Raw genomic sequence first — 19,998 nt, 5'->3', positions numbered from 1 at the left:
CATAAACCAAAAACGCTGTTCGATAGGAACAGCGTTTCGTTTATATTTTCTATTGGTAGCCCAATAGTTTCATTACTTGTTTCGAGTTTTGCTCTTCACCGAAAACTTCATAGTTGAAAGTTTCGTCTCTGTTGCGACGTATCAATACGTGCTTAGGAGAAGGCAACAAACAGTGGTGAATACCACCATAACCTGACAATACATCTTGGTAAGCCCCTGTATGAAAAAATCCCAAGTACTGTACTTTACGTGTTTTAGGCATAAATACCGAGTTCATGTGTGCTTCTTGATTGTAGTAATCTTGACCATCGCAAGTAATACCACCTAAGTTTACGCGTTCGTATTCTGAATCCCAATTGTTGATTGGTAGCAAAATATATTTTTGGTTCAATGCCCATACGTCCGGTAAGTTCGTGATGAATGAACCATCAATCATAAACCATCTTTCACGGTCATTTTGTTGTTTACGACCCAGTACTTTGTACAAGATACCTGAAGCCTCAGCAACTGTATATTTACCAAATTCCGTAATGATATCTGGTTCCATTACTTCGTGGTGCGCACAGATTTGTTTGATACGGTTTACAATTTCATTGACCATGTATTCATAATCAAAATCATGAACCAATGAATCTTTGAAAGGCATACCACCGCCAATATCCAATGTATCCAAATCTGAATTGATTTTCTTGAATTTACAGTAAAGCGTCACATATTTCTCCAACTCATTCCAGTAATACGGCGTATCCGAGATACCAGAATTGATAAAGAAGTGTAATAACTTAACTTTGAAGTTCGGGTTATCCGCGATTTTGTTGTTGTAAAAATCAATAACGTCCTCCTGACGAATACCTAAACGAGACGTATAAAATTGGGAATCAGGCTGCTCTTCTGAAGCAATACGAATACCCAAAGCACATGGCTCATCCAATTCAATTTCATCATCATACAAATTGAATTCTTCCTTGTTATCCAATACAGGAATGATATTCGTGTAGCCATCATGGATCATATCTATGATGTACTGTTTGTATTGATACGTTTTGAAACCATTACAAATCACCGTAATGTCTTTCGTTACCGTGCCCTGACGCTCCAATGAATCAATCATCGGCATATCAAATGCAGATGAAGTCTCCAAGTGGATATCATTTTTCAACGCTTCTTCTACGATGTGTTTGAAGTGCGACGACTTTGTACAATAACAATACTTATACGAACCGCGATAGTTGTGTTTCAAAATCGCGGTTTGAAACAAGATTTTCGCTTGTTGTATTTTTTTGCTGACAATAGGTAGGTACGTAAAACGCAATGGCGTGCCATACGTTTCAATCATTTCCATCAAATTCAAATCGTGGAAATACAATTCGTCGTCGATGATTTCGAATCCGTCTTGGGGAAAACCAACACTTAAGTCAAGAAATTCCTGATAGCTCTGCATTTTTTATTATTTTTGCAAAGATATACTTTCATAATGAATACCTAAATACATTGGGTGTTATTTTTCCCGTTCATTATCAGAAAGATAGAATTATTACGCAATAATTACATGACGAATTCGATACAAGATACACTAGTTCAACAAACTGTTGCCGCTGTCAAAGCGCTTTATGGTGCTGATATTCCAGAATCGCAAATTTCTCTGCAAGAGACAAGAAAAGAATTTGAAGGTCAAATTACTATCGTTACTTTTCCCGTAACTCGCTTCTCTAAAAAATCACCAGAGCAAACAGGTACAGAAATAGGGGAGTATTTGCAACAAAATATTGAAGCTATTTCGGCTTTTAATGTGATAAAGGGATTTTTGAATATCTCATTATCGGATTCGTATTGGATTGCTTTGTTGAATGAGACTATTGCTGCTGAAAATTTTGGTCAATTTCCTGCAAATGGTAAAAAATTGATGGTGGAATATTCTTCACCTAATACTAATAAACCATTGCACTTGGGTCATATCCGCAACAATCTGTTAGGCTATTCGGTAGCAGAGATTTTGAAAGCTTACGGTTATGATATTATCAAAGCAAATTTGGTAAACGACCGTGGTGTGCATATTTGTAAGTCGATGTTGGCTTGGCAGAAGTTCGGAAATGGTGAAACACCAGAATCTTCAGGCTTGAAAGGTGATCATTTAGTGGGTAAATATTATGTAGTCTTCGATAAAGAATACAAAAAAGAAATCGAAGCTTTAAAAGCGGAAGGTCAAACGGAAGACGAGGCGAAGAAAAATGCGCCTTTGATGTTGGAGACGCAAGAAATGTTGCGTCAATGGGAAGCTGGAAATGAAGAAGTAATCGCGCTTTGGTCGAAAATGAACGGTTGGGTGTATGCAGGTTTTGAGAAAACATACAAGCAATTGGGCGTTGATTTTGATAAATTTTATTACGAATCAAACACCTATTTATTAGGCAAAGATATTATCCAAGAAGGTCTGGACAGCGGTGTTTTCTTCAAAAAAGAAGACAACTCGGTGTGGATTGATTTGACGGATGAAGGTTTAGACCAAAAATTGGTGTTGCGCGGTGATGGAACATCCGTTTACATCACACAAGATTTGGGTACAGCACAATTAAAATACGACGAATTCGGAATGAGTGAGTCTATTTATGTAGTAGGTAATGAACAAGATTACCACTTCAAAGTGTTGTTTACTATTCTAAAAAAACTAGGCAAATCTTGGGCAGATGGTTTATTCCATTTATCATATGGTATGGTGGATTTACCCTCTGGAAAGATGAAATCGCGCGAAGGAACAGTCGTAGATGCCGATGATTTGATGGCTGAAATGGTGGAGACGGCTAAATCACGTACTGAAGAATTAGGAAAAACTGAAGATTTTTCTGAAGAACAAAAGGCAGCACTTTACGATACAATCGGCATGGGAGCTTTGAAATATTTCTTGTTGAAAGTTGATCCTAAAAAACGATTGTTATTTGATCCGAACGAATCCGTGGATTTCCAAGGTCATACAGGACCATTTATTCAATATACGCACGCTCGTATCAAGTCAGTATTGCGCAAAGCTGAATTTAATTCTGATGCAGCAATAGCTATTCCTCCTAATATTTCATCGTACGAACGTGATTTGATTCAGGCTTTGGGACAATTCCCAAGTGTAATTGAAATCGCGGCAAAAGAGTTTAGTCCTGCACAATTAGCAAATTATGCTTATGAGATTGCCAAATTGTACAACAAATTCTATCACGAAGAAACGATTTTAAAAGCAGAAGATGCAGATGTAAAAACTTTTCGCTTACATTTGTCCGCTGCAGCAGCTAAAATTATTGCAAGATCTATGCGTTTATTAGGAATCCAGGTTCCTGAAAGAATGTAATAACTATTCAAGATATAATTGAGAAATAATCTAACCATTTTGGTTAGATTATTTTTTTTGCGCTAATACCTAAGTATATTTGGCATCTTATATGCACCAGAATAAAACTATGAAGAGATACAAAGTAGGTTTAATAGGGTTTTCAATTGGTGGACATGTATTTCATGCACCATTTATTGCAAGTAATCCAGATTTAGAATTATATAAGGTTACCGCTCGTAAAGAAGAGCAACAAAAAATGTTAGCTGAACGCTATCCAGAAGCTATTGGCGTCCTTTCGGCAGATGAAATAATCAATGATTCTGAAGTGGATATTGTAGTGGTAGCAACGTCCAATGATGTGCATTACAGTCTGACCAAGCAAGCTTTGGAAGCTGGAAAGCATGTCATCGTCGAAAAGCCTTTTACGAATACCACAGTCGAAGCGGATGAATTAATTGAACTAGCTAAAGCCAAAGGCTTGTTATTATCTGTACATCACAATGCACGCTTTCATTCGGATTTCAAAACTGTGAAACGTCTACTTGCTGAGGGAAGATTAGGCAGAGTAGTAAGTTATGAAGCACGATTTGATCGTTTTCGTAATTTTTTGAGAGAAGGAGCATGGCGTGAACAAGCAGGTCCAGGTTCTGGAATTCATTTTGATTTGGGTGCACATTTGATCGATCAAGCTTTGCAATTATTCGGGCATCCAGAGTATGTTTTTGCGGATTTACGCGTACAACGTGATGGCGCAGAAGCAATCGATGATTTCGAATACATATTGTCTTATCCGCGTCTTAAAGTTATTTTAAGAGGTCAAATGCTAGCGAAAGAGCCAACTCCAAGATTTGCTATTTATGGGATGAATGGTTCTTTTGTGAAAAAAGGAGTTGATCCACAGGAAAATTTGCTTCGTGCAGGCGTTCGCCCGGAGTCTAAAGCAGACTGGGGTGTGGAATCTGCAGAAATACAAGGTTCACTTTCCCTATTAGAAAATGGAGAAGATGTGCACGAGTATGTTTTAAGTGAGATCGGTACGGGACAGGATTTTTATAAAAATATTGTTGCGACATTGCGTGGTGAGGAAGCATTATTCATCAAGCCAGAAGAAGCCCGCGATGTAATCCGTATTCTTGAATTGGGAGATATCTCCTCTCGAGAAAGACGAACAGTAACTGTAGAAGGAGAGCTTATTTCTTCAAAATATTAAAGATGAAATCCCGAAGTTAAAGATGCTTCGGGATTTTTCATTTCTATAAACTTGTCATATTTGGCAAGACGACCTATCTTTGGCATTCTAAGTAGAAAACATAGTGGCGAATTACGATGCAATAATTATTGGAGCTGGAGCGTGTGGATTGATGTGTGCTGCGCAGGCAGGTTTGTTAGGGAAGAAGACATTGGTTCTTGAAGGAAATGATAAGCCTGGCGCTAAAATTCTCATCTCCGGAGGAGGACGTTGTAATTATACCAACCTTGGAACTTCTATAGAAAATTTCGTTTCCGAAAATCCCAAATTTTTGAATGCTGTTTTTTCGCAATGGACAGTAGAAGACACCATTCAGTTTTTTGAAAATTTTGGTGGAATAAAACCACAGGAAAAAACTTTGGGTCAACTATTTCCTACGACAAATAAAGCAAAAGATATTGTAGCAACGTTTACCAAGTTGTTATACGAAACAGGACAAGATTTGTGGCTTAATACCTTAGTCAAAGCTGTCGATAAAGTTGATCAAGGATATGAGCTTTCCATTATTCGTAATGGTAAAGAAGAAAAATTAACAGCTCAAAAAGTAGTTTTTGCCTCTGGTGGTTTGCCTGTGCACAAATTAGGTGCTTCGGATTTTGCATTGCGCGTAGCGCGTCAATTTAATCTTGAAATTGTACAAACTGCACCCGCTTTGGTACCATTGACCATCACAGGGAAAAATGCAGACTGGTATGCTTCACTTTCTGGAAATTCGGTCTTTGCGCGGGTTTATAATGACAAAATCTCCTTCGAAGAGAATATTCTATTCACCCATTGGGGGTTGAGCGGACCCGCTATTTTGCAGATTTCATCTTATTGGAAAGCTGGAGAAACCTTTACCATCGACTTGTTGCCAAAATTCAAATTGGAGGATGTTATCAAGCAAGAACGTAATAATGGTGGAAAGCGTCTTGTTGGACAGATGTTAAACGATTTTTTTACTAGAAAAATGGTTGATGCTTTAGGTAAATTCTTGCCATTGGATGTAAAAATTGCTTCATTAAGTAAGGTTGATGCCAAATTAATAATCGAAAATATTCATAAGTTCAAAGTCAAACCTGCTGGGGATAAAGGTTACGATAAAGCGGAAGTTATGCGTGGAGGGATTTCCACCACTGAGCTAAATCCTAAAACTTTAGAATCAAAGAAAAATCCGGGTTTGTATTTTGGTGGCGAAGCAGTAGACATCACAGGTTGGCTGGGCGGCTACAACTTTCAATGGGCTTGGGCTGCTGGATATGCTATTTCGCAAGATATATAAATTACTTTTTAATGTTTTTGTTAAGTTATGCGGATATAAAAAGTTTTTGTATTTTGCGTGAAACTAATTTTGATATTCGAAGATTAGTTATATTTGATATGAAAAACAATTTTAAGATTATTTTTGTGTAGTCTTTTCAATCTAACCTTTTGTATTCTAGAATTTTATTGGTATTAACGTGCTGATTATTATTTAATGATGACAACGTTATCATTGCTAATTATGGTATGATACTCACATATTTTAGAACACATTTGGTGTTTATTACCTATGAATCCTATGCGCGTAACGCTAGTAGAAGATAATGCTATCTTCTGTTTCTTATTCAAAAAATTTTTGGAAGATTATCCTTCTAGAGAAATAGACGTCGAAATTTTTTCGAATGGTAAAGCCGCTTGGGATCATTTTTCATCTATTAAGGATACTCCCAATTTGTTTCCAGATATGCTTTTTGTTGATATCAATATGCCATTTATGAATGGATGGGAATTGATCGAAAATCTGGTTGTTAATAATTTTGATTTTATTCATACCACTACAATATACATTGTTAGTTCTTCCAAGAGTTCATTAGACTTAGGGAAATTACAGGAATATCAGTTTATCAAAGAATACATTATAAAACCAATAGACAGAGAAGGCATTTATAAATTATTGGATGAGTATAATCAGAATATAACTTAATCCATGAATAGTAGTTGCTTTAGTTTAATTACAAATCAATATATACACCTTATTAAATATTTACAGTGGCATTAGTTTTTAAAGAGGGAAGACCAGTCGTTCGATTAAGGGCTTTTAGAGCCATAGACGATCCAAAAACTTGTGAACGTTTTATTGCAGGGCATGAACATGTACTTACTGCAATAGGTGTAAAAAAAGTTACCTCCTCCAAAAATGATTGGATGTATAATCCTGCAGCATTTGTCTTGATAGTAGAATCTTTGGATGGAGAGAATGTGTATGGTGGCGCTCGTATTCATGTAGCCGGTGGCACACAACCTCTTCCTATTGAAGAGGCAACTGGGAAATTAGACCCAAAGATTTTTGATTTGGTGTGGGAATATGCGCAAGAAGGAACAGGTGAAGGTTGTGGTCTTTGGAATTCAAGGGAAATTGCAGGATACGGTATCGGAAGTATTTTCCTTACTAGAGCTGCAATTGCTATATCTGAGCAAATTGGAATCAAATCTTTATTTGCGCTATGTGCTCCCTATACGATTAACTTAACGAAAAGTGTAGGATATAGACAAGAGACGAGTATCGGAAATAATGGTACATTTTACTATCCCAAATTAGATCTTTTGGCTACTACTATGGTATTAGAGGACATTACCACATTGGGTTTAGCTTCTGATGAGGATAAGAATGCAATTTTGGATTTGCGTAATAATTTGAACTGCACGAGGATTGAAGTACTACGTTCTAAAGAGATAGAAATCCAATACCAATTAGAGTTAGATTTTAAAGGTCAATGGAACTTAAATGAAATTATTGCAAATCTACCTAAAAGAACAAAGTTGGACAAGGATCTAGATGATAGTGATATACAAATAATGTAAAGGAGTTTTGAATACATAATATATGAAAGATCTTTTGGAAAATCAATTTCCTTATAAACCAATCTTCTTTAGAACTTCAAATATTGAAGAAAAGAAACTATTAGATGAACTTAAAAATAGTGAAAATGTTGCTTTCGTATTTGATGAAATAGAAAGACAAATAACAGAACTTATTCGTTGCCGGTATCCGATGGGAGTTGGGGTAGAAGAATCTGAAAAATTAAGAAGTACTATTTTAAAAAATAAAAATGTAGCTGATTTTGGAGTTTGGGTATATTATCCATGGCGAAAAACATTGGTCCATATTCTTGAGGAAGATGATTTCATTGAAGTGAGAACCAATCGCAATCAGCTTAAAATAACGAAGGAGGAACAGCGTAAATTAACAACTAAAACTATAGGGATCATTGGACTATCTGTCGGACAATCTATTGCATTGACAATCGCTATGGAGCGTATCTGTGGTAAATTAAGATTAGCTGATTTTGATTCTTTGGATCTTAGTAATATGAATAGATTACGCACAGGAGTTTTTAATTTGGCTGTACCAAAGGTTGTAATTGCAGCCCGAGAAATAGCAGAAATAGATCCTTATATACATGTGGAAATCTTTCCAGAGGGTGTTGTGGAATCTAATTTTGATGATTTTTTGACCGGGAATGGAGGTATTGATGTGTTAGTAGAAGTTTGTGATAGTTTTGAAGTAAAGATTAATAGTCGTTTGAAAGCGCGTGCAGCACAGATTCCTGTAGTGATGGATACCAATGATAAAGGGATGTTGGATATTGAACGTTTTGATTTAGAGCCGAACAGGCCGCTAATCCATGGTTTAGCTGAGGGATTGACTAGCGATAACATCAACACTTTATCAAAAGAAGAGAAGATGGGTTATCTAATGAAAATAGTTGATGCTCCAAATCTATCAGAAAGAATGAAATTGTCAGTTCCTGAAATTAATAAAACATTAGCTTCATGGCCCCAGTTGGCGTCGGAGGTAGTGTTAGGTGGCAGCATTACTACGACTGTATGTCGTGGATTACTGCTTGATCAAGCTGTTCCTTCAGGAAGATATTATATAGACGTTGAGAAAATTATCAGAGATAATAATAATCTATAAAACAATTGTTGTCCTATGAATTTTAGAGCTATTCTTTTTTTATTATTCGTCTTTGCTTATTCGTCTTTTGCAAATGCAAATGATTACGTAACGTTTTCAATTGAAAATTGTGGAGAATATATAGGGAAGAATATTTCTATTTTAAAAGACCAAACAAGGTCGTTGACATTTGATGAAGTTAGACTGCTAAACGAAAAATTCATTGCAAGTGATGAAGAAGTACCTAATTTGGGTGTGGACGGAGCAAATAATTGGATTAAATTTTCTCTCAAAAATTATTCTGATGTTAATGAATTGGTTATTAATTTATCACAAACTAATATTGATAATGTTGTTTTTTATTGGATTAAAGACGGTATCGTAGATAGTATAGACTCTCGTGTTGGTGGAAAGGGAGATAATTTGGGGTTCAATCACCAATATTATTTATTTGAATTGCCTTTAAAAAAGGGTGAAGAAGTTGAATGCTATTTTAAGCTCTTTAGTCATACACAGCTTTCTGCACCGATTTCTATTCATACGCCCAAGAGTTTGTTTAATTCACTCTTACAATCGGATATATTTTCTGCCATTTATATAGGACTAATGCTCTCCATGATCCTGTATAATATTTTCCTTTATTTTTCTACAAGAGAGGCACACTATTATACTTATGTAAATTATATATTTTGGGTAGTTGTAGCACAAATGGCAATTTTAGGATTGCTTGAGCCATTACTCGACTTGGATAATAAATGGGTAACAAGTCGATTGCTAACATTTTCTGGTGCAATATCGGGTATAGCTGCGATTTTCTTCGTCAAATCGTTTTTACAAACTGCTCAAGAATCACCAAAATTTAATGTTTTATTAAATGTATTCATTGTTGGATATGTAGTGGCTATAATTTTACTTATTGCTGGAATAATAACTCCTGCATATAAGATGGTCAATTTTGTAGCAGGAGGTGGATCTACTATTGTACTAATTTTAGCATTTAGATTGTCTCGCGAAAAGTATAGGCAAACGAAGTATTTTCTATTTGCATGGTGTATATTTTTAATAAGTGTATTAGTGTACGTATTAAAAGATTATAACATTCTACCGCATAATTTTTTTACATTAAGATCAGTACAGATCGGATCGGTAATTGAGGCTATTTTACTTTCATTCGCTCTTGGAGACAAAATAAATATATACCGCAAAGAAAATGAGGAATCACAAGCACGTGAGTTGGCAGTTTCGCTGGAGAACGAACGCTTAGTTAAAGAGCAAAATGTATTATTGGAACAAAAAGTTGATGAGCGCACTCGCGAGTTGACAGAAAGTAATGATTCTTTACAGACCACTCTTGATCATCTAAAAGAAACACAATCACAACTTGTAGAAGCAGAGAAGATGGCTTCATTAGGTCAATTGACAGCAGGAGTTGCACACGAAATTAATAACCCTATTAACTTTGTTACGTCTAATGTCGCGCCATTGCGTAGAGATATGGATATGCTGTGGGATGCTGTTGATAAATTTGAAAAATTGGCTTTAAATAATGAAATTTTACCAGAAGATAAAGCTAAGTTAATAGCCGATTATAAAGACGAATTGGATCTGGATTACCTTAAAGTTGAGGTTGAATATTTATTGAAAGGAATGTTTGAAGGGGCAAGTAGAACTGCAGAAATAGTTAAAAGTCTGCGTGTATTTTCAAGAGTAGACGAAGATACTTGGAAATTTTCGGATATAAATGAAGGCATAGAGTCGACTATGGTAATATTGAATACTTTAGTCAAAGATAAAATTACAGTTATAAAAGAATACGGAGACATTCCATTAATTGAGTGTCATGCAGGAAAATTGAATCAAGTTTTCTTAAATATTATAACAAATGCCATTTACGCATTAGATAAAAAATTCCAATCTACATCTGAGGGGGTATTAAAAATTGAAACTGGACTAATCGATAATGGTTCTTCTGTGTTTATTAAGATAACGGATAATGGGATAGGTATTCCAGATGATATTAAGCATAAAATTTTTGAACCATTCTTTACGACAAAAGATGTGGGAGAAGGCACGGGATTAGGCATGTCAATTGCTTATAAAACCATAGAAAATCATAATGGCAAAATTTTGATTGAAAACAATATCGGCGGTGGTACTATCTTTAATGTCATCTTACCTATTAAGCAATCACCGAAGTAAATATTCATATTATGGAAAAAATTGAAATTCTATACGTTGACGATGAATTAAACAATCTTTTGGGGTTTAAAGCGAACTTCAGAATTGATTATAAAATTCATATTGCTTCTAATACCAAGGAGGCAGAGACGATTTTAACAGAAAATCCAGATATAAGAATAATATTCTGTGATCAACGCATGCCTGATGAGTTGGGGGTTGACTTTTTGGAGAGAATCAAAGTAAAATTTCCTCGTCCGATTCGTATATTGTTGACTGCATATGCGGATATGAGTGTGGTTATTGATGCGATTAATAAAGGAAATATTTTTAAGTTCGTTCGTAAACCGTGGATGAATGAAGAGATTATTTCATCCATTCAAGAGGCAAACAAATTCTATATAACAACATCTCTATTAGATATAAGGAATCAGGAGTTACAAAAAGCTTACGATGAATTAGATAAATTTGCATATAGTGTAAGTCACGATCTTCGTGATCCACTTACTGGCGTGCTTTCAGCGATCACTTATGCTTTAGGTTACGATAAAGTAAAGGATATACACAACCTCTTATTATTAATGCAAGGCTCAATTCTAAAGCTTGATCAATATATTGATAGCTTGAGGGACTATTATTTACTAAGGAGAGGTGAATTGCTACTTGTGGATATTGATTTTCATTTATTAGCTAACACGCTTAAGGAATTTTATCAAGTTTCAGTTCAGAAGACAAAAATTGACTTTAGAGTTGATGTTGATCAAAATACAAATTTCAAAAATGATTTATCATTAATTGAATTAATAATACATAATTTGCTGAGCAATGCATTTAAATACCAAAATGATTTGCAAGAGGATCAGTTTATACATGTTTCAATCACAGTTTCAAAAGGTAATTTGACCATTAGAGTGAAAGATAATGGTATTGGTATTCCCGCAGATGCTAAAGAAGAAATCTTTAAATTATTCTATCGAGCGAGTAACCAATCCCAAGGTATGGGATTTGGTCTTTACAATGTAAGTGCAGCATTACTCAAGATTCAGGGAACAATAGAAATTGAGTCTGAATTATTAAAAGGCACAGAATTTATTGTAAATATTCCTAGCAAATAGCTTCTATTAAGACAAAAGCTTTTGTCTTAATAGAAATTCTAGCTGTTCATTAGAGACTTCTAATTTTGAGAATTGATCTAATGTTGATTTTCTGTCTGAATATATTTGATAAGCTCTTTGGATAGTCTCATCCAATTCTGATTCATTCCAAGGTTTAGTTAGGTAATGGAAAATTTTCCCTTTATTCACCGCATCAATTACTGCGCCCATATCCGTATATCCTGTTAACAATATGCGCATAGGCTCTGCATTAATATCAATTACTTTCTCCAAAAATTCGACACCGGTCATCTCAGGCATCCTTTGGTCTGTAATAATAATGTCAATAGCTTCTTTTTTTAGAATTTCTAAGGCATCTTTACCACTAATAGCAGTGTGAACCTTATATTTTAATCTGAAATTCGCTTTGAATGAGAACAAGTTATTCTCTTCGTCATCTACATATAATACTGATATTTTACTCATGTCTTTTAATCAATAGATAGAATTAGGTAACCATTGGGATTCAGTTACAGAGCGGCAAGATACATAAATTAAATATTTTAGTAAAATTTGTTAAAAATATTTGGGCCATTTACTAAATAATATTAGGAATGTTCAATTCAAATTATGATCATTTTCTGTTTTTTTGATGATTAAGGGTTTTGTTGATAATATTATTTTCTGAATTAAAATAGAAATTACAATAATAATAACAATCTCAAGATAGGATAGAATACTTCGTGTATTAGTCATTGCTAATACCTCGTCTAATTTATCTTTACCTTCTTCAACTTGTATTGATGATAAAACCCTGAGAATATTCTCCGCCTGTAATCCATTATTAAGTGCATCTGTGAAATTTCCATTTTCAATCGATTTCTTCATTTCTTCGGAAATCTGTGTGAATTGTATGAAATTAATCTTTTCTTTTACGGTCAAGAAAGTTTTATCATAAGCTATATTAATGGAATCAATCTTTGATAGTAAATTAATTAAATAGCTGTTATTCGAAGGATTTGATTTTAAAGATTGCACAATTTCCTCTATATAATTAGACAGTTGCAATATATAATTTCCAACCACCACCCTGTCCTCATAAATTGATGTAACAGTCTCATTGAGACGTTTTATCATCATTCTTTCCTGAAGATTGGTAAGTAATATCAAACAAAGAACCGAAAAAATTAGCGTTGTTGTCTTGATTTTATTTCTGTTTGTCAACCCAAGTTTTTTCAATATCATATAATTTAGTTCTATATAACTCTGTGTTGTAGATGCATATTTGTAGAGTTGTATTCTATGAATTTAAGAATAATCTTTCACATTAATCAATTTCATAACCGCTAAGCATCTCAATATTGAACAGGTTAATTGGTAAGATTGTTTACAATTTCAATATTCCTCTAAATCCTCTTACACCATAATATGAATCTGCTCCATTGTGATATATAAAAACTCTTCCAAATCTATTATCACCAAATAGGGCACCTCCTTTTGAGCGAACGTCATTAGGTGTTAAGAGCCAACTCGATGTTTTCAAATCAAATTCACCGACTTTTTGAAGTTGGAAATATAGATTTTCATTCAATAATTGAATTCCCATTCCTTGAGCCATATTTATTGCTGAATCCTCAGGTTTATATTGCTTTCTTGATTCCAATGCCTCATGATCATAGCATATACTTCTCCTCCCTTTTGGCGTCTCTGCAGAGCAGTCAACGAAATTAATACCCTCGTTATCTTCAGTTAATTGAACTACATCTGGTTCTCCACCAGTTTCTTCCATTCTATATAATGAATTTAGCTTTTGGGAATCATTTTTTAATTTATTGTATATGTCTTCCCAGTTTAGAGAAGGATGACGATGCATGTTTTTTAAAAATCTTTTCTCTAAAATGGTAAGTAATTCTTGGTGTTGTTCGCTTGGTATACTTTTCATAATCATTTATTTATGGTTAATTTAATAATTATTTATAAAAAAAGCCAACTCTGAATTTATAAGTTCAGAAATGGCTATGTAAATTCGAATACAATCCAAAACTTCTGAGAGATATTGTTATTGTACTCTAAATACGTTATTCAATCAAAATTACACTTATCTCAAAAATGAAATCATTAAAGATATCCATCCAATTAGCATAAGCAAACCACCAAGAGGAGTAATGGGACCCAAGAATTTCAAATTCTTATTCCAATATTCAGCGAATGACAGAAAGTAAATGCTAAAAGAGAAAAGAATCGTTCCTGCGGTAATACCATATACAGCTAGGCGTTCACTATAAATATCAAAATCCAATTGAAATCCAAGAATCAGTAAAATCAATGCCGAATACATTTGATAACGAACACCTACTTCAAACGATGCTAACTTTTCGGCTGAAATCAGTTTCTTGAATGCATGAGCACCAAAAGCGCCTAAGATGATGGCACTACTTCCAAATAATGTAGCGATGATAAGTGTAGCTGTATTCATTATTATTTTAATTTTTTCTCTAAAGTTTTAAGAGTAGTTAAACCAGATTTTGACCAAGTTTTTTTGCCATCTTTAAATAGATACAACTGGGGAATTCCTGAGATTCCCAGTTGCTTAAGTAAATCTTTGTTTTCATCGGCGTCAATCTTGATTACCTTCAAATTATCTGCATGCTTTTGAGCTATTTTATCAATTATTGGAGCCAATTCTTTGCAAGTAGCACACCACTCCGCATAGAAGTTAACAAGTACTTTTGGATGACTTTTAGTTAGAGATTCGTATGCGTCAAAGGTGATTCCTGTTGTTTTTTCGTTGGCAGAAACAAAAGGTAGATTTGATGCTTCCCATTTCATTATTCCTCCTTCAATATCAAAAACGTCGAAACCTTTTTGTGCCAAATATTGTGCAGCTTTATTGGAACGTCCACCAGACAAACAATACACATAAACTGGCTTTTTCTTATCTAATTTACTGGCTAAAGCATCAAAGTTTTCTTTATCATTCCAATTAATATGGATAGAATTTTTAAGATGCTTCTTGCTGTATTCCTCATCTGTTCGTACATCAACGAGCTGAACATTTTCGTTATTTATTTTTTGTAAAGCTTCCGTATTTGCAATTTTTGTTTGCCCAAATGTCATTAGACTACAAAACAAACCAGCTATTGTAATGATATATTTCATGCTTACGTCTTTTATAGTATTAGAGGTGCTTAAAGCACCTCTAAGTGTTAGATTCCCATTTCTTTTAGAATAAACTGTGCATTGTCAATCTTATCTGCAATCCACAATACATAGCGTATGTCTACACCAATCGATCGGCTATAGCTCTCATTCCATGCAAAATCGTTAATCGTTGCGTCGTAAGAGCGGTCAAAATTCACACCAATTAATTCGCCATAAGCATTCATGATAGGAGATCCTGAGTTACCACCCGTAGTATCCATATTGTATAGGATATTCACAGGAACATCATTTGTTCCTTTACGGGTATATGGTCCGAAATTCTTGGCTAACCAGGCATCTTTGATCGGTTGTGGATACGCAAATTCTGGATCACCAGAGCTCCCTTTTTCCAACAAGCCTTTCACTGTTGTAAACGGTGACATGTAAGTCGCATCAGCAGGACTATAGCCTTTGATATTACCAAATGTCAATCGCAATGTGGAGTTAGCATCTGGAATGAAGTTCTTAGATTGGAAAATTTCTTTTACCGCGACATAATCACCCATCAATCGGTTCAACACACCTTCACGACGTTTTAATTCTTCTCTGAAAATACCTAATTCTTCGCCAAGCTCTGCTTGAAGATTTAAAATATCATCCGAATAATTAATTAATGAATTAGCATCTTTTAGAACCGTAGTGTATAAGCTCTCTTTCGAGTTTAATTGGGACTTATCAATTGCGTTTTGGATGAATGATGAAGCTTGATCTTTCGTTGCAAGATTTCTTTTTTGGATCGTATGTATGCGATGATTTTCGGTTAGGTTCAATGCATTAGAAAACATGCGCGCTGCAATATTTTTGTCTGCAATGATGTTATAACTTTCATAGTCAGCGTCCAATTGTTTTTTTACATTTTCGATGTTTAAATCAAAAATTCGTTTGCGATCAATTTCACTTTTTTGATTTGCAACAGCAATTTTGAAGGAATTAATCATGTTTGCAACATGCATGATGCGAATTCCTGAATACAAGTTGTTAAACCACAATTCGCGAATTGCATCAGAAAATACCAACTGATAATGCTGATCAATATCTTGCATTAATGAACCATATTTCGATTTCAATTCAGGTTTTGAATTGATGAAGTTAGCCAGTTCTTGATCTTCTTTCTTCTTTGTGCTTACTAAATCAATATTACGTAGACCTTTTAGTTTTCCGCGGTAATTTTTCATCACATTGGCATTACGCTTGATGCGTGTTGCTAATGCTAATTCAGTAGCTTTATCATTTTTTCCTGCCAACATCATTTGTTGATTTTGAAAATCATTCAATTCTGACGTAAATGGCAATAAAAATTTTTGCTGATATTCAATGAATTGTGCGGGCCTATGTCTGAAGGTGCGACCAGGATAACCCAAAATAAATACGAAATCATTTTCTTCAACACCTTTTGGGTTTACTTTTAAATGCTTCTTAGGTTGATATGGGACATTGTCTTTAGAATATTTAGCAGGTTTGCCATCTGGAGAAACATACGCTCTTAAGAATGAAAAATCACCTGTATGTCTCGGCCATACCCAATTGTCCGTTTCACCGCCAAACTCACCAATATCTTGTCTAGGAATATATACCAAGCGTACATCTTCGATAGTTTTGTAACGGAATAAAACATACGATTTGCCGATAAACATTTCTGACACTTCTGCTTTGATGCTTGGGTCTTTTGCTTCCGCATCTTTCGCTATCTGCTCACGCATCTTGCTAATAGTGTTGATGCGTTCTACCGGATCTGAAATGTTGGCAACAGCATTCAAAACACGAACAGATACATCTTCGTATGAATCTGTGATACGAATAGTCAATCCTTTGGCTTCGATTTCTTGCTCTTGAGACGTAGCCACAAATCCATTTTCTAGATAATTAGCGGCTGGTGTAGAAGCCAATTGTACCGCGCTAAAAGCGCAATGATGATTGGTGATTATAAGTCCATTAGGAGATACAAACGAGCCAGAACAGCCTGAAACCTGTACAAGCGCATCTATCAAACCTATTTGTCCGGGATTGTAAATATCTTTCTCACTGATTTTTAGTCCTGCTTTTTTTAGTCCTGCACGGCTAAGTTCGCTTAATGGAAACATTCCTTCATCTGGAATGGAAGCGCTAAACATGGAAGCTGAACCCAAAAGAAGCGCAGTTAATACTGCTGAATTAAGATTTAATTTCATATTAAAATGTATTTGCTCAAAAATACAAATTCTTTTACAAAGGCTATGAATGCAATGGGGTGAGAAAATAGATCTCTCAATGCGTTTTGTTTATAACTTTCTTACCTTTGTATAAGAAAAATTTATAGAATGACATTAGTTCAACTGGAATATATTGTTGCGGTAGATACCTATAGAAGTTTTGTAGCTGCAGCGGAAAAATGTTTTGTGACGCAACCAACATTGAGTATGCAAATCCAAAAGCTGGAAGAATCGCTCGGGGTCAAAATATTCGACCGAAGTAGACAACCTGTTGTACCTACAGAAGTTGGGCTCAAAATCATTGAGCAGGCACGTATTGTGCTGATGGAAAGCAAAAAAATCAATGAAATTTTGCAGGAAAAGAAAGGAGAGCTAGAAGGTGAATTACGTGTCGGCGTAATTCCTACTGTAGCACCTTATTTGCTACCAGATGTCATTACAGCTTTTTTGAAAAAATACCCAAAAGTAAAACTTCAAATTTGGGAATACACCACAGAACGTATTGTGCATGAGTTAAAACAAGGTTTGTTAGATTGCGGCATTCTTTCGACCCCATTGACGGAGAGCAATATTCTTGAGACACCTATTTTCTACGAGACATTTGTGGCCTATGTTTCTGAAAAAAGCAATTTGTATCAAAAGAAAGTGTTAAGTACAGATGATATAGGCGAAGAAAAATTGTGGTTGTTGAACGAAGGACATTGTATGCGTGGACAAGTGTTGAATATTTGTAATTACAAACACAATTACGGTTCTGAAGGAACTTTTGAATACAATACGGGGTCAGTTGAGACATTGAAACGGATGGTAGATATTAATTCAGGAATAACCATTTTGCCTGAATTGAGCATCATGAGTTATAATGAAGATGAATTAGCGCATGTACGTTATTTTAAAGCTCCAGAGCCCGTGCGAGAAATTTCTGTTGTGACGACGCAGAACTTTGTAAAGAAACAAGCTGTTAATACACTGATTAATGAAATCTTAGAAATTGTGCCCGAACGTTTCAAATCGAAAAGAAAAAAAGAAATAATGGGTTTTAACCTGTAAACTATGAGTAGGTTATCCAAAAAATTAGAACAGCTGAATAAATGGCGAATGCAGCGTGTTTCTAATCGAAATTTTATTATTATACTCGCCTTTCTAGTGGGGATAGTGGGAGGTATTGCTGCATCATTATTGAAAGCGATGACCCATTCTATCGCTTCATTTTTACAAGACGATATAGATTGGCAATACAAATATTCGCTTTACTTGATTTTTCCGCTTATCGGTATTTTGCTTTCGGTTATATACCTCCGTAAGTTTTTACGCGGCAAAAAGTTTGAACATGGTATTACGCCCATTATATACGCCATTTCACGGAAATCAAGCCGTATAGAAACGCACAATGTGTATTCTCAAATCATTACCTCAGCATTGACTGTAGGCTTTGGTGGCTCATCAGGTCTGGAAGCCCCGATAGCGCATAGTGGTGCGGCGATTGGTTCGAATATAGGTCGTTTCTTTGGATTAAGTTATAAGGAAGTGACAATGCTATTAGCTTGTGGTGCTTCGGCAGGTATTTCAGGCGCATTTAATAGTCCGTTGGCTGGAATGATATTTTCAATTGAGATTCTCTTGACAGAATTTTCCATACCAGTTTTGATACCGTTGTTGATCGCTTCAGCTTTGGCGGCTGTTGTTTCTAAAATACTATACGATGAGCCCCTATTTTACACCACGGTAACCGATTGGGATGTTAATGCATTATTGTTTTATTTATTACTGGCTGTAATTGTCGGTATATATACGATATACTTTTCAAAACTCAGTCAAGCCGTCAAAAAATGGGCAGGCTCTATTGCCAATCCTTATATGAAAGTATGGGTGAGTGGGGTGTCGCTGGGTGTACTGATTTTTATATTTCCTGCATTATATGGAGAAGGGTATTTGACAATACAACAGATTTTGAACGGGCATTTTGATGCTATCGTTAAGAATAGTTTGTTTTCGGATTTTAGAAATATTGGTTGGGTAATAGTCTGTTATACGACACTTACGCTGTTTGCAAAATCATTAGCTGCTTTGATTACAGTCAATAGTGGGGGTAATGGTGGAGTTTTTGGTCCAAGTCTAGTAATGGGTGGACTTCTGGGGTTTGCTTTTGCATATGGTATTAACCTTACCGGAATTATTGAACTGAATGTTCCAAATTTTGTGATGGCAGGTATGGCAGGTGCATTGAGTGGTATTATGCACGCTCCCTTGACGGGAATATTTCTGATTGCTGAAGTGACAGGAAGTTATTCATTAATGGTTCCGCTGATGATTGTAGCTTCAATTTCTTACCTAATCAATAGAAATGGTATGAAACATTCCATCTATACAAAAGTTTTGGCCGATTCGGGCGACTTAATCTCGTATGAAGACAAAGACAGAACAGTATTGAGCATGATGAAGCTTCGCTATGTCATCGAAACAAACTTTGTTAAGCTATTTCCCGATGAAACACCAGAAGTTCGTAAATCAGATATTATTCATTCCAAAAGAAATATTTTTCCTATTGTAGAGCCTAACGGGAAATTCTTAGGTATAATCTACAGTGAACGATTGTTTTCAATCTTACTAGGTGAGGAGGAAGGTGTTAATCGGAACTTCGCAGCACTCGCGCAAAAACCGAATGATATTGTTCGTGAAGATGAAAACATGGATATTGTGATGAAGAAAATGAATCGTGAAGATGTGTGGATTTTGCCTGTGATTGATAAAAATGGAAATTATTTGGGCTTCATTTCCAAATCAGCAGTTTTCAACAAATATCGCGCACTCTTGATGCGACAAGGGTCGTACTTACAATAAATAATATGGCT

17 protein-coding genes are annotated in these 19,998 nt (G+C 35.1%); 10 read left to right on the top strand and 7 right to left on the bottom strand.

Annotation, left to right across the window (positions count from 1 at the left end; all coding sequences use genetic code 11):
- Positions 1-49: 49 nt before the first annotated feature.
- Positions 50-1,441 carry a type III PLP-dependent enzyme domain-containing protein gene (locus GOQ16_RS10500; protein WP_160069235.1) on the bottom strand — a complete coding sequence of 464 codons (1,392 nt, stop codon included), beginning with the start codon at positions 1,439-1,441 and terminating at the stop codon, positions 50-52.
- Positions 1,442-1,549: 108 nt separating this feature from the next.
- Here GOQ16_RS10500 and argS point away from each other — a divergent pair, with 108 nt between their 5' ends.
- The 8 genes from argS to GOQ16_RS10460 all read left to right on the top strand — a co-directional run bounded on the left by argS (position 1,550) and on the right by GOQ16_RS10460 (position 11,777).
- Complete coding sequence (argS, locus tag GOQ16_RS10495) at positions 1,550-3,334, top strand: arginine--tRNA ligase (protein ID WP_160069234.1); 1,785 nt, start codon at positions 1,550-1,552, stop codon at positions 3,332-3,334.
- 109 nt (positions 3,335-3,443) lie between these two features.
- A complete protein-coding gene (locus tag GOQ16_RS10490) occupies positions 3,444-4,526 on the top strand; it encodes a Gfo/Idh/MocA family oxidoreductase (protein ID WP_160069233.1) in 1,083 nt (360 codons plus the stop codon).
- Between the two features lie 100 nt (positions 4,527-4,626).
- Positions 4,627-5,826 carry a BaiN/RdsA family NAD(P)/FAD-dependent oxidoreductase gene (locus GOQ16_RS10485; protein WP_160069253.1) on the top strand — a complete coding sequence of 400 codons (1,200 nt, stop codon included), beginning with the start codon at positions 4,627-4,629 and terminating at the stop codon, positions 5,824-5,826.
- Between the two features lie 279 nt (positions 5,827-6,105).
- The gene (locus GOQ16_RS10480) at positions 6,106-6,510 is read left to right on the top strand and encodes a response regulator (RefSeq protein ID WP_160069232.1); all 405 of its coding nucleotides are present in this window, start codon (positions 6,106-6,108) and stop codon (positions 6,508-6,510) included.
- 65 nt (positions 6,511-6,575) lie between these two features.
- Positions 6,576-7,388 (top strand): hypothetical protein, encoded by an 813-nt coding sequence (locus GOQ16_RS10475; protein WP_160069231.1) that lies wholly within the window; start codon positions 6,576-6,578, stop codon positions 7,386-7,388.
- Between the two features lie 22 nt (positions 7,389-7,410).
- The gene (locus tag GOQ16_RS10470; protein WP_160069230.1) at positions 7,411-8,505 is read left to right on the top strand and encodes a ThiF family adenylyltransferase; all 1,095 of its coding nucleotides are present in this window, start codon (positions 7,411-7,413) and stop codon (positions 8,503-8,505) included.
- Between the two features lie 15 nt (positions 8,506-8,520).
- On the top strand, positions 8,521-10,683 hold the full coding sequence (locus GOQ16_RS18035; protein WP_160069229.1) for a sensor histidine kinase: 2,163 nt from the start codon (positions 8,521-8,523) through the stop codon (positions 10,681-10,683).
- An 11-nt stretch (positions 10,684-10,694) separates the two neighbouring features.
- A complete protein-coding gene (locus GOQ16_RS10460; protein WP_240141010.1) occupies positions 10,695-11,777 on the top strand; it encodes a hybrid sensor histidine kinase/response regulator in 1,083 nt (360 codons plus the stop codon).
- Positions 11,778-11,783: 6 nt separating this feature from the next.
- Here GOQ16_RS10460 and GOQ16_RS10455 read toward each other — a convergent pair whose 3' ends face one another.
- The 6 genes from GOQ16_RS10455 to GOQ16_RS10430 all read right to left on the bottom strand — a co-directional run bounded on the left by GOQ16_RS10455 (position 11,784) and on the right by GOQ16_RS10430 (position 17,125).
- Positions 11,784-12,242: a response regulator gene (locus GOQ16_RS10455; protein WP_160069228.1), complete on the bottom strand. Its 459-nt coding sequence runs from the start codon at positions 12,240-12,242 to the stop codon at positions 11,784-11,786.
- A 132-nt stretch (positions 12,243-12,374) separates the two neighbouring features.
- Positions 12,375-12,995, bottom strand: coding sequence for an MCP four helix bundle domain-containing protein (locus GOQ16_RS10450; RefSeq protein WP_160069227.1), 621 nt, complete (start codon positions 12,993-12,995; stop codon positions 12,375-12,377).
- Positions 12,996-13,143: 148 nt separating this feature from the next.
- Positions 13,144-13,698 carry a DUF4256 domain-containing protein gene (locus GOQ16_RS10445; RefSeq protein WP_204987463.1) on the bottom strand — a complete coding sequence of 185 codons (555 nt, stop codon included), beginning with the start codon at positions 13,696-13,698 and terminating at the stop codon, positions 13,144-13,146.
- A gap of 156 nt (positions 13,699-13,854) precedes the next feature.
- Positions 13,855-14,232: a DUF423 domain-containing protein gene (locus GOQ16_RS10440; protein WP_160069225.1), complete on the bottom strand. Its 378-nt coding sequence runs from the start codon at positions 14,230-14,232 to the stop codon at positions 13,855-13,857.
- A gap of 2 nt (positions 14,233-14,234) precedes the next feature.
- Positions 14,235-14,915 (bottom strand): thioredoxin domain-containing protein, encoded by a 681-nt coding sequence (locus tag GOQ16_RS10435; protein ID WP_160069224.1) that lies wholly within the window; start codon positions 14,913-14,915, stop codon positions 14,235-14,237.
- 47 nt (positions 14,916-14,962) lie between these two features.
- Positions 14,963-17,125 (bottom strand): S46 family peptidase, encoded by a 2,163-nt coding sequence (locus GOQ16_RS10430; RefSeq protein WP_160069223.1) that lies wholly within the window; start codon positions 17,123-17,125, stop codon positions 14,963-14,965.
- A gap of 129 nt (positions 17,126-17,254) precedes the next feature.
- Between GOQ16_RS10430 and GOQ16_RS10425 the strand changes: the two genes are divergently transcribed.
- Positions 17,255-18,196, top strand: a complete 942-nt coding sequence (locus GOQ16_RS10425) for a hydrogen peroxide-inducible genes activator (RefSeq protein WP_160069222.1) — start codon at positions 17,255-17,257, stop codon at positions 18,194-18,196.
- A gap of 3 nt (positions 18,197-18,199) precedes the next feature.
- The gene (locus GOQ16_RS10420) at positions 18,200-19,987 is read left to right on the top strand and encodes a chloride channel protein (RefSeq protein ID WP_160069221.1); all 1,788 of its coding nucleotides are present in this window, start codon (positions 18,200-18,202) and stop codon (positions 19,985-19,987) included.
- Positions 19,988-19,998 lie beyond the last annotated feature (11 nt).

Source organism: Sphingobacterium bovisgrunnientis, from assembly GCF_009829085.1.
Classification (GTDB): domain Bacteria; phylum Bacteroidota; class Bacteroidia; order Sphingobacteriales; family Sphingobacteriaceae; genus Sphingobacterium; species Sphingobacterium bovisgrunnientis.
This window is presented reverse-complemented; position numbering and strand designations above follow the sequence as displayed.

Excerpts from the sequence above, each read along its gene's own strand:
- GOQ16_RS10460 (WP_240141010.1), top strand. The coding sequence starts at position 10,695 with ATGGAAAAAATTGAAATTCTATACGTTGACGATGAATTAAACAATCTT.
- GOQ16_RS10490 (WP_160069233.1), top strand. The coding sequence starts at position 3,444 with ATGAAGAGATACAAAGTAGGTTTAATAGGGTTTTCAATTGGTGGACAT.
- GOQ16_RS18035 (WP_160069229.1), top strand. The coding sequence starts at position 8,521 with ATGAATTTTAGAGCTATTCTTTTTTTATTATTCGTCTTTGCTTATTCG.
- GOQ16_RS10470 (WP_160069230.1), top strand. The coding sequence starts at position 7,411 with ATGAAAGATCTTTTGGAAAATCAATTTCCTTATAAACCAATCTTCTTT.
- GOQ16_RS10455 (WP_160069228.1), bottom strand. The coding sequence starts at position 12,242 with ATGAGTAAAATATCAGTATTATATGTAGATGACGAAGAGAATAACTTG.
- GOQ16_RS10425 (WP_160069222.1), top strand. The coding sequence starts at position 17,255 with ATGACATTAGTTCAACTGGAATATATTGTTGCGGTAGATACCTATAGA.
- GOQ16_RS10430 (WP_160069223.1), bottom strand. The coding sequence starts at position 17,125 with ATGAAATTAAATCTTAATTCAGCAGTATTAACTGCGCTTCTTTTGGGT.
- GOQ16_RS10435 (WP_160069224.1), bottom strand. The coding sequence starts at position 14,915 with ATGAAATATATCATTACAATAGCTGGTTTGTTTTGTAGTCTAATGACA.
- GOQ16_RS10500 (WP_160069235.1), bottom strand. The coding sequence starts at position 1,441 with ATGCAGAGCTATCAGGAATTTCTTGACTTAAGTGTTGGTTTTCCCCAA.
- argS (WP_160069234.1), top strand. The coding sequence starts at position 1,550 with ATGACGAATTCGATACAAGATACACTAGTTCAACAAACTGTTGCCGCT.
- GOQ16_RS10445 (WP_204987463.1), bottom strand. The coding sequence starts at position 13,698 with ATGAAAAGTATACCAAGCGAACAACACCAAGAATTACTTACCATTTTA.
- GOQ16_RS10420 (WP_160069221.1), top strand. The coding sequence starts at position 18,200 with ATGAGTAGGTTATCCAAAAAATTAGAACAGCTGAATAAATGGCGAATG.
- GOQ16_RS10480 (WP_160069232.1), top strand. The coding sequence starts at position 6,106 with ATGCGCGTAACGCTAGTAGAAGATAATGCTATCTTCTGTTTCTTATTC.
- GOQ16_RS10440 (WP_160069225.1), bottom strand. The coding sequence starts at position 14,232 with ATGAATACAGCTACACTTATCATCGCTACATTATTTGGAAGTAGTGCC.